Raw genomic sequence first — 14,118 nt, 5'->3', positions numbered from 1 at the left:
AAGGTCGCTACCGGTGGGAGGGAGCGCGAATGATGGTCCTGCTTCGTCACCTACTGGGTGACGTGCTCAGGCGGCTGCGGCAGCGCCAGGGCCGCACCCTCCGCGAGGTGTCGGCCGATGCGCGTGTATCCCTCGGATACCTGTCCGAGGTCGAGCGCGGGCAGAAGGAAGCCTCTTCCGAACTGCTCTCGTCGATCTGCGGGGCCCTGGGGGTCCCGCTTTCGCAGGTTCTGAGGGAGGTCTCCGACCAGCTCGCCCTCGCCGAGCTGCAGGAGGCCGCTCTGCTGGGTGACGCGGTCACGACCGACCCCGTCCCCGCCCAGGACCTCGGCATCGAGCCGGTACCGGATCGTGTTCCCCAGGTCGCCGACATGGTCGGGGTCTGACCCCGGCCGGGAACTGTCCGTACAGCCGCACCCTGACCACGTGAAGGAGCCGGCCACCCTCGGGTGGCCGGCTCCTTCACGCGTGGGACGGCGCGAGGACGCCCGCCGGTCAGCGGTGGGTGTGGTTCACCCAGGCCTCGGGGTCCTCCGCCAGCGTACGCACCGCCTCGGGCAGCTCGTTCGTCACGAGGTGCTGGAGGTTGACCCCCTCCAGGATGGCGCGCTCGCTGGCGCGCAGCGCGATCCACACCTGTTGCAGGCTGCGGGCCGCGCCGTCGTAGTCCACGTGCTCGGGGCGTTCCCCGCGCACGTTGGCGAGCGGCCCGTCGACCGCTCGGATGATGTCGGCGAGAGAGATCTCCGCCGCTGGTCGGGCCAGCCAGTAACCGCCGACGGGGCCGCGTTGGCTGCGCACCAGCCCGGCACGGCGTAGCTGGGTGAGGATGTTCTCTAGGAATTTTCCGGGGATGGCCTGAGCGCGTGCTAGCTGCTCGGCCGTCACCGGCCCGTCGCCGGCGACAGCGAGTTCCGCTGCCGCGCGAAGCGCGTAATCGACCCGGGCTGAAAGGCGCATGCTGTGATTATGCCGTGGTTAGAAGGGCGAATGGGGCACCGGGCGCCGGCAGGTGTGCCGACGGACCGGGATGCTACAGGCCAAGGGTACTTCTCCTACCGGGTTTCGGGGACACCGGCGGCGTCCCTCCCCGGCGCCCGCGCTCCGCGCCCCCGCGCGTCCGGCGGCGGGACGCGGCGGACCGCGTGAACGGATCCGGCCCGGCCCCGCCGCACGGCGGGACCGGGCCGGGAGCGCCGGACCCCGGGGGAGCGGGGCCTCAGCCCACGCCGGGGGCGGGCGCGCCCACGGCGCCCCCCAGCAGCTCGGCCGCGCTCAGGCCGTTCACGTGCGCGGCCCCGTAGGTGCTCACGTAGGCGCCGCAGTCGGGTCGCCAGATGGGGAGGCCCATCTCCACCACCACCGCCCCGGGGCGGGCGTCGAGCAGGCGGCTCACGAGCGCCCGGGCCTCCGGGTAGCGGTGCGCGTCCCTCACGACGACCACCAGGTCGCGCCCCCGGGCGCCGGCGATGAGCCGGTCCGCCTGGGCGGCGTCGGGGGCGACGCGCTCCGAGCCGGGGAACCAGGGGGCCAGCCCCCAGGGGACCTCGCCCACGGCCATGCCCGCGGGGGCGTCCACCTCGACCACGAACGGGTCGCTCAGGGGCGGCAGGTCGCCGTCCACGCGCACGGCGCGGCGGGCCCCGGCCAGCCCGACGGGCTCGTCGGCGGGGGCGGCCGCCCTGCGGGCGGACGTCTCGCGGATCCAGGTGCGCAGGCGCGCGTTCCGCTCGGCGGCCTCCTCCAGGCGCTGCCCGGGGAGGCGGCCCTCGCGCACCGCGGTGACCAGGGCGGCGCGGATCAGCTCGATCTGGTCCTCGTAGACCCGGCGCCCCAGGCACAGCAGGTCGACGCCGGCGGCCACGGCGAGCACGCTCGCCTCCGGGATGCCGATCCGGCCGCTGACGCCGTCCATGTCCATGGCGTCGCTGACCACGGTGCCCCGGAAGCCCAGCTCGTCGCGGAGGAGGTCGTTGAGGATGTGCGGCGCGAGCGTGGCCGGGCCCTCGCCGCCCAGACCGGGCAGCTCGATGTGCGCGGTCAGGATCGACTGCACGCCGGCCTCCACGGCCGCGCGGAAGGGGAGCAGCTCGCGGCGGTGCAGGAGGTCGGCGTCGGCCTCCACGCGGGGCAGCGTGTGGTGGGAGTCCTGGGAGGTGGCGCCGTGGCCGGGGAAGTGCTTGGCGCAGGCGGCCACGCCGGCGGCCTGGAGGCCGATCACGGCGGCCGCCGCGTGGCGGGCCACCAGTTCGGCGTCGGAGCCGAAGGACCGGGTGCCGATCACCGGGTTGTCGTCGGCGACGTTGACGTCCACCGAGGGCGCCAGGTCCAGGTTGAAGCCCAGGGCGGCGAGGCGGTCGCCCATCGAGCGGTGGGTGTCGCGGGTCAGGTCCGGGTCGTCCACCGCGCCCAGGGCCGCGTTGCCCGGGTAGTCGCTGCCGCGCGCCTGGCCGATGCGGGTGACGTCGCCGCCCTCCTCGTCCAGCGAGATCAGCGGGGTGTCCGTGGCCTCGGACAGGGCCGCGTTCAGCGCGGTCACCTGTTCGGGTGTGTCCAGGTTGTTGTGGAACAGGCAGACGCCGGAGATGCCGTCCGCCAGACCCTCCAGGACCCAGCGAGGGGCGTGGTAGGACTCGAAGGGCACCAGCAGCGTGGCGTTGGCCAGACGCGCCAGGGTCGGGTCGTACGGCATGACGAGCTCCGTTCGGTGAGCATAGGGGTGCCCGGGAGGTCACCACTGGAGCCGGCGGCTCCCCATCGGGGTGGTGAGGGCGACATTCGGGCAGACGGGTGGCGGGAACACGGGTACGGAAGCGGTGCGGCGGGCGTGCCCGGGCGGGGCCCGCGGCGCCGGCCGCGGTCCCGCCCGGGGTGGGGCCCGGTCAGCCCTTGACGGCTCCCATGGTCAGACCGGAGACCATGCGCCGCTGGACGAACAGGAAGAAGATCATCACGGGGATGGTCAGCAGGGTGGAGGCCGCCATGATCGGTCCCCACTCGGTGCCGAACCGGCCGAAGTAGTACGACAGGGTCAGCGGCAGCGTGTAGTGGTCCGTGCTGCGGCCCAGGAACGTCAGCGCGACGATGAACTCGTTCCAGGCGGTGATGAACGCGAAGATGCTCGCGGCGACCAGGCCCGGCGCGACCAGCGGCATCAGGATGCGCCAGAAGATGGTCCAGGCGCTGGCGCCGTCGATGGCCGCGGCCTCCTCCAGCTCCTTGGGCACCGCCGCGACGAACCCGCGCAGCATCATGATGGTGATCGGCAGGGAGACGGCCGTGTAGACGATGAGCAGGCCGGACAGGTTGCCGAGCAGCTGCACGCCGCTGGCGTCGGACAGCTGGCGGAAGTTGAGGAAGATCGAGATGATCATCGCTTCCATCGGCACCATCTGGATGATCATCAGCAGGATGATGAACGCGGTGCGCAGCTTGAACCTGAAGCGGGCGACGGCCACCGCCGCGAGCAGCGACAGGAACGCTCCCATGGCCACGGCGAAGAGCGTGACCACGAGGCTGTTGCCCAGGAACTGCCAGAAGTTCACACCCGGGATGAGCTGGCCGTTGACGACCCGGTCGAAGTGTTCCAGGGTCGGCGCGCTCGGGAACAGGGTCTGGTTGCGGGTGAAGATCTCGCCCACCGGCTTGAAGGCCGTGACGACCATCCAGTACACCGGGAAGACCGAGAAGAGGAACACCGCGATCCCGGCCAGGTACAGCGGCAGGGAGCGCAGGCGGCGCAGCGGGCTGCGGCGGTAGACGCGCCCGGCGCCCCGGCGGCGCCCGGCTCCGGATCCGCCGGTCGCGGCGGTGGCGGCGGCCCGGGCGGAGGGGCCGGCGGTGTTGTCGATCGCGGTCATCGGGTCTCCCCCTGGCGGATCATGATGCGCAGGTAGTACGCGGTGACTCCGAGGATCATCACGGTCATGACCACCGCGATCGCCGAGCCCATGCCGTAGTTGGCCGGGCTGGCGCTGAACCCCTGCTGGTAGATGTAGTACGAGAGCAGGTAGACGTCCTGGTTCTGGAAGCTGTTCGCCAGGATGTACAGCTGGGTGAACACCCTCAGGTCCCAGATGATCTGGAGGACGAGCAGCAGGGCGAACAGCGGGCGCAGCATCGGGAACGTGACGTTCCAGAAGGCCTTCCAGGCGCTCGCGCCGTCCATCCGCGCGGCCTCGTACAGCTCGTTCGGGATGCTCTTGAGCCCGGCGAGGACGGAGACGGCCACGAACGGGAAGGACTGCCAGACGATCACCATGATCAGGACCGAGAACAGCGAGCCCGGTTCGAGGAACCAGTTGTACTCCAGCCATCCGCTGCCCACCAGCCAGTCCGGCATCCGGTCGAGGACGACGTTGACCAGGCCGCGCTCGGGCAGGAACAGCCAGCGGAAGACCAGCGACGCGCTCAGCGCGGGGGTGGCCCAGGCGAGCATCATGCCGATGGACACGAACCCGGCGAACCACTTGGGCATCTTGTGGAGCAGCAGGCCCACGAGGGTGCCCAGCACCATCGTGATGCCGACCATCAGCACGCAGACCACGACCGTGTTGCGCAGGATCGTCCAGAACGTGGGGTCGGTCAGCAGCTGCTGGTAGTGGGCGAAGCCGTTCCATTCCGGGCCGGGCTGGTTCGGAAGGAGGTTGCGTGTGGTGAAGCTCGTGAGCGAGTACCACACCATCTGCACGATCGGCCAGAGCAGCACGACCGCGAGGAGGATCAGTGCCGGGGTGATGAGCAGGTACGGGGTGGGATTTCTGCGGCGGCGCGGCGCGGTCTCGTCGGAGGCCGGTGCGACGGCCTCCTCGTCCCCGCGCGGTTTCGCCGGTTCGACGGTGTGTGCCATGGTCTTCTCAATCGAGGCGTGGGCCGACCGCGGCGGGCGGGGTCCGGGAGGGACCCCGCCCGCGCACGGCTCTGCACAGTGGGGTGGAGAGGACTACTCGACCGGCTCGTTGAGGATCGAGGCCAGTTCCTCGTTGGCGGCGCCCAGGACCTCCTCGGCGTCACCGCCGCGGACGATGTCCAGGACGGCGCCGGGCAGGATCTTGCTGTCCTGGTCGGCCGCGGTCCAGCGCGGGGTGGTCGGGAAGAAGCGGGTGTTCTGCATCTGCGTGGCGGCCGCCGCGCGCTCCGGGTCCTCCTGGTACTCGGGGGTCTCCAGGAGGGCCGGGTAGGCGGGGAAGAAGCCGGCGACGTCGGCGTAGTCCTTGCCGCCCTCCTCGTCACCGAGGACGGTGAGGAGGTCGAAGGCCTCGTCGGGGTGCGGGGTCGTGGTGAAGACCGTCAGGGCGGAACCGCCCGCGAAGACGGGGGCGATGCCGTCGGCGCCGGGGATCGGGGCGGAGGCGATGTTCTCCAGGACCGACGGGTCCTCGGCCTGCTCCTCCATGGAGCCCAGGGCCCAGCCGCCGTCGATGTACATGCCCAGCTCGCTGTTGGCCATGTCGGCCAGGGCGACGAGCTCGTTCTCGCCGACGTAGCCCTGCGGGGAGATGCCGTCGGTGGTCAGGCTCGCGTAGAACTCGACGGCCTCGACGGTGGCGGGGTCGGTCAGGTTGCCCTCCCAGGTGTCGCCGTTCTGGGTCGCGATCTCACCGCCGTTGCTCCAGATGAAGCTGGCGATGCCGTTGGTGAAGTCGGTCGGCGCGGCGAAGCCGGGGACGTCGTACTCCTCCTGGATGGCCTCGGAGACCTCGACGAGCTCGTCCCAGGTGGCGGGGGGCTCGTGCCCGAGCTCCCGCAGCCAGTCGGCGCGGTAGTAGAGGGTGCGGACGCCGGAGAACCACGGGACGCCGTACTGCACGCCCTCGTAGGTGCCGTACTCCAGGGCGTTCTCGTCGATGCCCGCGGCGGCGTCCCAGCCGCCGACCTGCTCGCTGATGTCGAGGAGGGCGCCCTGCGCGGCCCAGCCGGCCACCTGGTCGTTGCCGACCTCCAGGACGTCGGGGGCGTCACCGCCGGCGAGGGCGTTGGTGATGGACTCCTGCGCGTCGGGCCAGGGGATGAACTCGACGTCGACCTCGACGCCGGGGTGGGTCTCCTGGAAGCGGGCCTCGGCGTTGTCGAAGTACTCGACGAGGGGGTCCTGCGAGGTGCCCATGACCCAGACGGTCAGGCTCTCGGCCTCACCGCCCTCGGAGTCGTCGGAACCGCCGCCGCAGGCGGCGGCGAGCAGGACTACGGCCGTGGCCGCTGCGATCTTGGGGAACCTCATGTGTACCTATTCTCCCTTCGCACCACGCGCCGGGGATTCGACGCCTGTGCTCAAGCCGGGCTGGGATGATGGAACGATCACCCACCGACTCGACGTCTCTGTGGGGGTTGTGCTGGGATAGCACGTTGGCCGCCCCGCCGGCGCGGGTACCGGAGGGCCCGAAATTAACGCGGACCTGCCAGGACGTGACCTCTTGTGAGGTTGTGAGCTAAATTAACAGGAAACTTTCCTAATAAAAACAGGGTGAGGTGTCACGGTTATGTCTCAACGTCCGGGGACTCCCCGGCTGCTACGCCAGCTCAACGACCGCGCGGCACTGGAGCTACTCCTGTCCGCGGGGCCCTTGACCAGGACGCAGCTGGGAACGCGGACCGGCCTGTCCAAGGTGACCGCCTCCCAGCTGCTCGCGCGGCTGGAGGAGCGGGACCTGGTACGCGTCGTCGGCAGTCAGGCGGGGGGCAGGGGCCCCAACGCGGCCCTCTACGCGGTGGTTCCGGAGAGCGCTTACGTGGCGGCCCTCGACGTGAGCGCGCACTCGGTGACCGCGACGATCGCCGACATCACGGGCCGGGTGATGAGCGAGGTGACCGTCGACCCGAGCGCCTCCGACGACCCGGTGTCCCTCGTCCACACCGCCGTCATGCGGTTGGCGGACACGGCCGGGGTCCCCCTCGACCGGGTGCGCGCGTGCGTCATCGGCACACCGGGCGTCGTCGACCCGCGCACCGGCGACATCCGCTTCTCCTTCGACCTGATCTCCTGGCACGAGGGCATCCTGGAGGCGCTGCGGGCCGACCTCAAGCGCTCGGTCATGATCGAGAACGATGTCAACCTGGCCGCCCTGGCCGAGCACGCCGAGGGGGCCGCCGTGGGGGTCGACGAGTTCGTCCTCATCTGGCTCAGCGCGGCGGGCGGCGTGGGCATGTCCACCATGATCAACGGCCGCATCCACCGCGGCCGCTCCGGCGGGGCGGGGGAGATCGGCTACCTGCCGGTCCCCGGCGCGCCGATGCCGGTCGACGTCGGGCTGTCCGGCGGCTACGAGTCCCTGCGGGACGGTGCGGCCAGGGAACTGCCCCACGGGTTCCAGGCACTGGTCAAGGCGGGACAGGTGGTGCAGCTCGCGGCGGAGTACGGGATCGACGGCGCCGACGTCGTGGACGTGGTGGAGAAGGCCTCGGCGGCCGGGTCGCCCGAGGGCGACGCGTTCCTGGACGCCTTCGCCGAGCGCCTGGCGCGGGGGGTGGCGGCGGTCAGCGTCATCCTCGACCCCGGGCTCGTGGTCCTGGGCGGCGACGTCGCCCGGGCCGGGGGCTCCAAACTGGCGGAGAGGGTCCAGGCGGCCGCCGCCCGCATCGCCCCCAACGCCACCGAGGTCGGCCTGGGCCTGGTCGAGGGCAGCCCCGTGGTGCGCGGCGCCCTCCTGCACGCGCTCGAACGCGCCCGTGACGACGTGTTCTCCTCGACCGTCTGACCCGAGCTCCGCCGGCCGCCGTGTCCCCGACCCTCCTCACCCGTCGGGGACACGGCGGCCGACGCGTGTCCGGGCCGGTTCGGCCCCGACCCGGGGCCCGTGCTCTGACCCCGGGCCCCGACCCGGGGCCCGGGGTCAGAGCACGGGCTCGAACGAGTCCAGCACCGCGTCCACGAGGCCCCCGTACCCGGGCAGGTCCGCCGCGGGGATGTCGGCCTGGACGAAGTACCCGCGGCCCTCCTCCTCGATGACGGTGTACTGCCAGACGGCCCACCGATCGGGTTCGTCCCGGTCGCTGTTGGTGTAGGTCAGCTCCAGGCGGGTCGTGTCCCGACCGGGCGGAGCCGACGGGTCCTCCTCCAGGGAGACCCTGCGCACGTCGGATACGGCGGAGACCTCGGAGATGTCGGCCTCCCACCCCTCCTGCACCTCCCGGGAGGTGAGCCCGTCGCCGTCGGTCTCGTGCACGTTGAAGCAGAACGTGTGCTCACCGCCGGGCGCCGTGATCCTTCGGAAGACGAAGGTCCCCGAGGCCTCGTCCGGTGAGTCGGTGCTCAGCCCGGCGACCTCCCACCCCTCGGGGTGCCGGAGGGTCGAGTACTCCCCGGCGAGCTCGACGAGGGCGGGGCCCCCGGCCGCGGCGGAGGGGGAGCCGGTCGCCGCCGGGGCCGCCGCCTGCGCGAGGGGAGCCCCCGGGCCGAGCGCGAGCAGGGAGCCCGCGACCGCCGTGACGGCCACCAGGCTCAGGCCGATCATCACCGCGCCCTGCGCCCGGCTGCCGGGGGGATGGGGAGGACGGCCCCCTTCCGGCGCGGTCGTCGCGGACCCCTGGGTCGGGGGCCGCTGGGGGGAGGGAACGGCGTCGGGACTCGGCACGGGGGCCTCCGGTGCGAGGGGGGACACGGGATCGTGAGTCTACGGCGTGTCGCGCGGACGCTCCCGGCCGCCACGGCGCCCGCGCCGTCCGGCCCGGGGGCCGCGGCGGTCCGCCGCGCGCGGGCCCGGGGCGTCCGGGCCGTTCAGGGGCGGGGGAAGAGGGGACGCTCCATCACCACGCGCGGCAGGACGCCGATCCCGGCCCGCTCCTCCGCCTCCCACACCTGCTCCAGCGCCGGACCCCAGTCGGCGCGGGGCACGACGGAGAACCCCCGCGCCGCGTACCAGGGGCCGTTCCACGGCAGGTCGCGGAACGTCGTGAGGGTGAGGCGCGCGTGTCCGGCGGACGCGGCCCCGCCGCACACCGCCTCCAGCAGCGCCGAGCCCGCGCCGCGCCGTCCGTGGGCGGGGTGGACGGCGAGCTGTTCCAGGTGGGGGCCCTCGCCGACGGTCACGGTCGCGGCCAGGCCGACGACCGGTCCGCCCCCCGGCGCGCACGCCACCAGGACCTCCTCCACGTGCGCGAGCATCTCCCGCGGGTCGTCCGGCGGGAGCACCACGCCGGCGTCGGCGAAGACCGTGTCCGCCGCCAGGGACACCTCCACCACGCGCGGCTCGTCCTCCGGCCGCATGGGCCGGACCTCCAGGTCCACGAACGCCTCCCCTCCGTGCAGGCCGGGCCCCTGCCGGCCGAGGGCCATTGTGGTCCCGTCCCCGCCGTGCGGCAACGGGTTTGCGCGCGGTCAGGGCCGCAGGCGCAGCCCCTTGGGGGTGACGTGGAACCCGGCCGACACCAGGGCGGCGTCCACGGGGGTCCCGAAGACCTCCGTCCCGTCCGAGCGCTCCACGGTCAGCGCGCCCAGTGCGCCCTCCCGCACCACCCCGGCCAGGGCCCTCGCGGCCCGCTCCAGCAGGTCCGGGGGTGAGCCGAACGTGAGGACGGAGCGTCCTCCCCTTCCCACGTAGAGGGTCGGGCGGCCGCCGTCGACCACCACCACCGCACCCGGGTTCCGGCCCGGACGCGACGCCGAGTCCTCGGCGCCCCTCGGCCACGGCAGGTCCGCGCCGAACGGGTTGGCCGGGTCGGTCGCCGCCAGCACCACCGGCGCGAGCGCCCCGCCGGGGGCGTCCCCGGACAGCGCGCGCAAGCGGTCCACCGCCCCCGCCAGCGCGAACTGGGCCCCGCCCAGCCCCTCCACGAAGTAGCCGCGGCGTGCCCGCCCGGACTCCTCCATGGACCGCAGCACCCGGTACTCCTCCTGGGAGACGTTGCGTCCCTGCCACCCCCTCACCAGCAGGCCCGCGCGCTCCAGCCGGGCCTCCACCCGGGCCAGCGCGCGCCGGGTGGGGTCGGGTTCCCGCTCGGGCAGCACCCACCAGCGGCCCGCGGCCGAGGGAGGCCCCGACCGGGTCGGCAGCACCGGCCGCCGCACGCGCCCCGCGCGCGAGGGGGCCCTGCGCGGCGCCGGCCCCGCGCCCAGCCGGGCGCGCAGCGGGGCGAGCGTGTCGTTGGTGACCAGCCCGTCCCACACCAGCGCCCACAGCGCGTCCACCAGGTCCCTGTCGGTGACCGCCGCGGCGCCCAAGGCGCGGGCGGCCCGGTCGGCCACGTCCCGGAAGAACAGGGCCCCGCCCTCCCTCAGCGCCTCCAGCACGGTGTGCGGCAGGGTCCCCTCGTCGGGGAGCAGGGGGTCGGGCAGCAGCACCGCCGCCTCGTCCGCCGGGACCAGCGTCAGCCACCCGTCCTCGCCGGGCAGGGTCGCGACCCCGGCCCAGACCACCTCGCCCGCCTGGGTCAGCTCGTCCAGGCGGTTCGGGGCGTACCCCTCGACCCGGGCGGGCAGCACCAGCGTCTCCAGGGACGAGGCCGCGACCGGAGCGCCCCGCAACGACTCCACCGCCTCGAACACGGCGTCCGGCCCGCGCCACCGCTCCGAGGGGGTCGCACGCTGCCACATCGGCGCGAACCTGGCCAGGACGGCCGGGTCCACGGGCTCCACCTCACGCCGCAGGCGCGCGATCGAACCGCGCCTCAGCCTCCGGAGCACGTCGGCGTCGCACCACTCGGTGGCGGACCCTCCCGTCCGCGGGGCCCCGCCGCCGGCGGACGGCGGGGGAGCGGTCCCCTCCGGCCGGAACCCGCCCTGGGACACCCTGCCCTCGCGCGCCAGGACGCGCAGCACCCCCAGGACCCCGTCCTCGGGCAGGCCGAGCCGCTCCGCGGCCTCGGCGGCGGTGAACGGACCGTGCGTGCGGGCGTACCGGGACACGAGGTCGCGCCGGGCGTCCGCCACCGGTTCGAGCAGGGCGGCGGGCACCCCCGGCGGGGGCTCGGCGCCCAGGGCGTCGCGCAGCCGCGCCACGTCCTCCACCGCGCACCAGCGCCCGGCCGTGCCGGGCCGGTCCCCCGGCAAACGCATCCGCACGATCCGGCCCCCGGCCGCCAACCCCTCCAGCCACGCCTCCTCCACACCCCGCCCGGCCGCCTCCTCCGTGGTCAGCGGCCCCACCTCGCGCAGCAGGTCCGCCGCGCCCTCGGCGTCACGCACCGGGGCGGCGGTCCGCTGGAGCAGGGCGCCGACGTGCTCCACCACGTCGGGGTCGAGCAGGTCCCGCAGGTCGGCGTGGCCCAGGAGGTCGGCCAGCAGGGACGGGTCCAGGGTGAGCGCCTGCGCGCGCACCTCGGCGGCCGGGGCGTCGCCCTCGTACAGGAACGCCGCCGTGTACTCCATCAGCAGCGACTGCGCGAACGGCGACGCGCGCTCCGTGCGCACCTCCACCACCCGTGTCCGCCTTGCACGGAGGTCGCGGAGCACCTCCACCAGCGCGGGCACGTCGAACACGTCGCGAAGGCACTCGCGCACCGTCTCCAGCACGATCGGGAACGACCCGTACCGCCCCGCCACCGACAGCAGGTGCGAGGCCCGCAGCCTCTGCTGCCACAGCGGCATCCGCCGGTCCGGGCGCTGGCGGGGGAGCAGCAGGGCCCGCGCCGCGCACTCCCGGAACCGGGAGGCGAACAGGGCCGAACCGGTCAGCTCGTCGGTGACGACCCCCTCCACCGTCTCGGGGTCCAGCGCCACCAGGTCGGCCAGCCCGCCCGCGCGGTCGAGCCCCTCGGAGTCGGGCAGCCGCAGCACGATCCCGTCGTCGCCGTGCACCACCTGGGCGTCCGCCCCGAACCGCTCCCGCACCCGGGCCGCGATCGCCAGCGCCCACGGCGCGTGGACCCGGGCGCCGAGCGGCGAGTGGACCACCGCGCGCCAGTCGCCGACCTGGTCGCGGAAGCGCTCGACCACGACCGTCCGCTCGTCCGGCACCTGGCCGGTGGCCCACCGCTGGTCGGCGACGTAGGCCACCAGGTTCCGGGCGGCCCAGCGGTCCAGCCCGGCGCCCTCGGCCAGGGCCAGCGCCTCCTCGGGGCCGGAGTCGGCGAGCTGCCTGGTCATGGCGCCGATCGCGCGGCCCAGCTCCACCGGGCGGCCCTGGGCGTCGGCCTTCCAGAACGGCATCCGGCCCGGTCTGCCCGGCGCCGGTGAGACCAGGACCCGGTCGGCGGTGATCGCCTCGATCCTCCACGACGTGGAGCCCAGCACGAACACGTCGCCGACGCGCGACTCGTAGACCATCTCCTCGTCCAGCTCGCCGACCCTGGTGGGCGCCCTGCCCCCGTCCTGCCCCGCGAGGTGCACGCCGTACAGGCCGCGGTCGGGGATGGTGCCGCCGCTGATCACGGCCAGCCGCTGCGCCCCCGGCCGCGCCCGCAGGACGTCCGCCTCCCGGTCCCACACGACGCGCGGGCGCAGCTCGGCGAACTCGTCCGAGGGGTAGCGGCCCGAGAGCATGTCCAGGACCGACTCCAGCACGGAGTCGGCCAGGTCGGCGAACGGGGCCGCCCGCCGCACCAGGGCGGCCAGTCCGGCCACCGGCCAGTCGTCCATGGCCACCATCGCCACGATGTGCTGGGACAGCACGTCCAGCGGGTTGAGCGGCATCTCCAGCCGTTCGATGCCGCCCGCGCGCATGCGTTCGGCGACCACGGTCGTCGCCAGCAGGTCCCCCCGGAACTGGGGGAGGAACACGCCCTGTGAGATCTCGCCGACCCGGTGCCCGGCCCGCCCGACCCTCTGCAGCCCGCTGGCGACCGACGGCGGCGAGGCCACCTGGACCACGAGGTCGACCGCGCCCATGTCCACGCCCAGCTCCAGGCTGGAGGTGGCCACCACGCAGCGCAGGCGCCCCGCCTTGAGGTCGTCCTCGATCAGCGCCCGCTCGGCCTTGGACATCGAGCCGTGGTGGGCGCGCGCCACCACCGCCTCCCCGCCCCTGCTCTGGCCGGACTGGCCCATGACCTGCGCGGCCGGCCCCTCCGGCGGGCTCCCGGATCCGTGCCGCTCCGCGTACAGGTCGTTGACGCGGGCGCACAGCTTCTCGGCCGTGCGCCTCCCGTTGGTGAAGACGATCGTGGACCGGTGGGACTCGACGAGGTCCAGGACCCGGCGCTCGACGTGCGGCCAGATGGACCCTCCCCGACGGGCTCCGGGGCCGCGCGGGTCCGGCTCCGGGAGCTCCCCGGCGTCGTCGGGGTGGGGCCGGGGGACGAGGGGCCCGGGGCGGCCGGGGGGAGCGTCCCCGCCGAGCGCCTCCGCGTCCGGGTCCCCGGGGAGCGGCGCGAGCTCCGCGCCGGTCTCCTCCGGGGCGCCGGGCGGCAGGGCCGCCGCCTCCGGGGCGTCGGGCTCCTCCATGTCGGGGACGGGCACCACCACGCGCAGGTCCAGGCCGGGGGAGTCGGGCGGGGAGACGATCTCGGCTCCGCCGAGGAACCCGGCGACGAGCTCGGGCGGGCGCACGGTCGCCGACAGGCCGATCCGCTGCGCGGGCCGCTCCAGCAGGGCCTCCAGCCGTTCCAGGCTCAGCGCCAGGTGGGCCCCGCGCTTGGTGCCCGCCAGGGCGTGCACCTCGTCCACGATCACCGTCTCCACCCCCGAGAGCCCCTCGCGGGCGCGCGAGGTGAGCACGAGGAACAGCGACTCGGGCGTCGTGATGAGGACGTCCGGAGGGCGGGTGGCGAGCCTGCGCCGCTCGTCGGCGGGGGTGTCCCCGGTGCGCACGCCCACGGTGACCGGGGACAGGTCCCGGCCCGCGGCGCCGGCCGCGGCCGCGATCCCCGCGAGGGGGACGCGCAGGTTGCGCTCCACGTCCGCGGCCAGCGCCTTGAGCGGGGAGACGTAGAGCACGCGGCACCGCCTGGAGCGGTCCTCGGGAGGGGGCGAGGCGAGCAGGCGGTCCAGGGACCACAGGAACGCGGAGAGGGTCTTGCCCGATCCCGTCGGGGCCACCACGAGCGTGTTGCTCCCCCCGGCGACGGACTCCCAGGCGCCCGCCTGCACCGGGGTCGGGCCGCCGGGGAAGGCCTGGTCGAACCAGGTCCGCGTGGCCGGTCCGAAGCGTTCGAGGGGATGCGACACACGACTCATCCCGCCAGTGTGCCCGCCGCGGGGGACAGAACGGCGGAAGGGCCGCGGCGGGCGCGCCGATCCCCGATACT

Annotated in this window: 10 protein-coding genes; 2 read left to right on the top strand and 8 right to left on the bottom strand. The window is 74.3% G+C overall.

The features are described 5' to 3' along the window. Nucleotides 1–29: 29 nt before the first annotated feature. Nucleotides 30–386 (top strand): helix-turn-helix domain-containing protein, encoded by a 357-nt coding sequence (locus ACQPYD_RS25365; protein ID WP_330160277.1) that lies wholly within the window; start codon nucleotides 30–32, stop codon nucleotides 384–386. 109 nt (nucleotides 387–495) lie between these two features. Here the strand turns inward: ACQPYD_RS25365 and ACQPYD_RS25360 are convergent, their stop codons facing one another. The 5 genes from ACQPYD_RS25360 to ACQPYD_RS25340 form a co-directional block, all read right to left on the bottom strand. Continuing rightward, nucleotides 496–960, bottom strand: a complete 465-nt coding sequence (locus ACQPYD_RS25360) for an RrF2 family transcriptional regulator (RefSeq protein WP_267946029.1) — start codon at nucleotides 958–960, stop codon at nucleotides 496–498. A gap of 259 nt (nucleotides 961–1,219) precedes the next feature. Then, nucleotides 1,220–2,692 carry a glycoside hydrolase family 3 protein gene (locus ACQPYD_RS25355; RefSeq protein ID WP_433698001.1) on the bottom strand — a complete coding sequence of 491 codons (1,473 nt, stop codon included), beginning with the start codon at nucleotides 2,690–2,692 and terminating at the stop codon, nucleotides 1,220–1,222. 190 nt (nucleotides 2,693–2,882) lie between these two features. Then, complete coding sequence (locus ACQPYD_RS25350) at nucleotides 2,883–3,860, bottom strand: carbohydrate ABC transporter permease (protein WP_433698000.1); 978 nt, start codon at nucleotides 3,858–3,860, stop codon at nucleotides 2,883–2,885. Next, a complete protein-coding gene (locus tag ACQPYD_RS25345; RefSeq protein WP_433697999.1) occupies nucleotides 3,857–4,849 on the bottom strand; it encodes a carbohydrate ABC transporter permease in 993 nt (330 codons plus the stop codon). Before ACQPYD_RS25345 ends, ACQPYD_RS25350 begins: the two co-directional genes overlap by 4 nt. Nucleotides 4,850–4,942: 93 nt before the next feature. Then, entirely contained in the window at nucleotides 4,943–6,220 is a 1,278-nt protein-coding gene (locus ACQPYD_RS25340) for an extracellular solute-binding protein (protein WP_433697998.1), read from the bottom strand. Nucleotides 6,221–6,479: 259 nt separating this feature from the next. On the opposite strand from ACQPYD_RS25340, the gene ACQPYD_RS25335 reads away from it, so the two are divergent. Further along, nucleotides 6,480–7,694: an ROK family transcriptional regulator gene (locus ACQPYD_RS25335; RefSeq protein WP_433697997.1), complete on the top strand. Its 1,215-nt coding sequence runs from the start codon at nucleotides 6,480–6,482 to the stop codon at nucleotides 7,692–7,694. A gap of 135 nt (nucleotides 7,695–7,829) precedes the next feature. Here ACQPYD_RS25335 and ACQPYD_RS25330 read toward each other — a convergent pair whose 3' ends face one another. The 3 genes from ACQPYD_RS25330 to ACQPYD_RS25320 all read right to left on the bottom strand — a co-directional run bounded on the left by ACQPYD_RS25330 (nucleotide 7,830) and on the right by ACQPYD_RS25320 (nucleotide 14,047). Beyond that, nucleotides 7,830–8,450 (bottom strand): hypothetical protein, encoded by a 621-nt coding sequence (locus tag ACQPYD_RS25330; RefSeq protein WP_433697996.1) that lies wholly within the window; start codon nucleotides 8,448–8,450, stop codon nucleotides 7,830–7,832. A gap of 263 nt (nucleotides 8,451–8,713) precedes the next feature. After that, entirely contained in the window at nucleotides 8,714–9,202 is a 489-nt protein-coding gene (locus tag ACQPYD_RS25325) for a GNAT family N-acetyltransferase (RefSeq protein WP_433702131.1), read from the bottom strand. Nucleotides 9,203–9,313: 111 nt separating this feature from the next. Then, nucleotides 9,314–14,047 carry a DEAD/DEAH box helicase gene (locus tag ACQPYD_RS25320; protein WP_433697995.1) on the bottom strand — a complete coding sequence of 1,578 codons (4,734 nt, stop codon included), beginning with the start codon at nucleotides 14,045–14,047 and terminating at the stop codon, nucleotides 9,314–9,316. Nucleotides 14,048–14,118 lie beyond the last annotated feature (71 nt).

It is taken from the genome of Nocardiopsis sp. CA-288880 (assembly GCF_050955985.1).
GTDB classification, from domain to species: domain Bacteria; phylum Actinomycetota; class Actinomycetes; order Streptosporangiales; family Streptosporangiaceae; genus Nocardiopsis; species Nocardiopsis tropica.
Note: the sequence above shows the minus strand (reverse complement) of the source record. Positions and strands in the feature narration are given on the sequence as shown.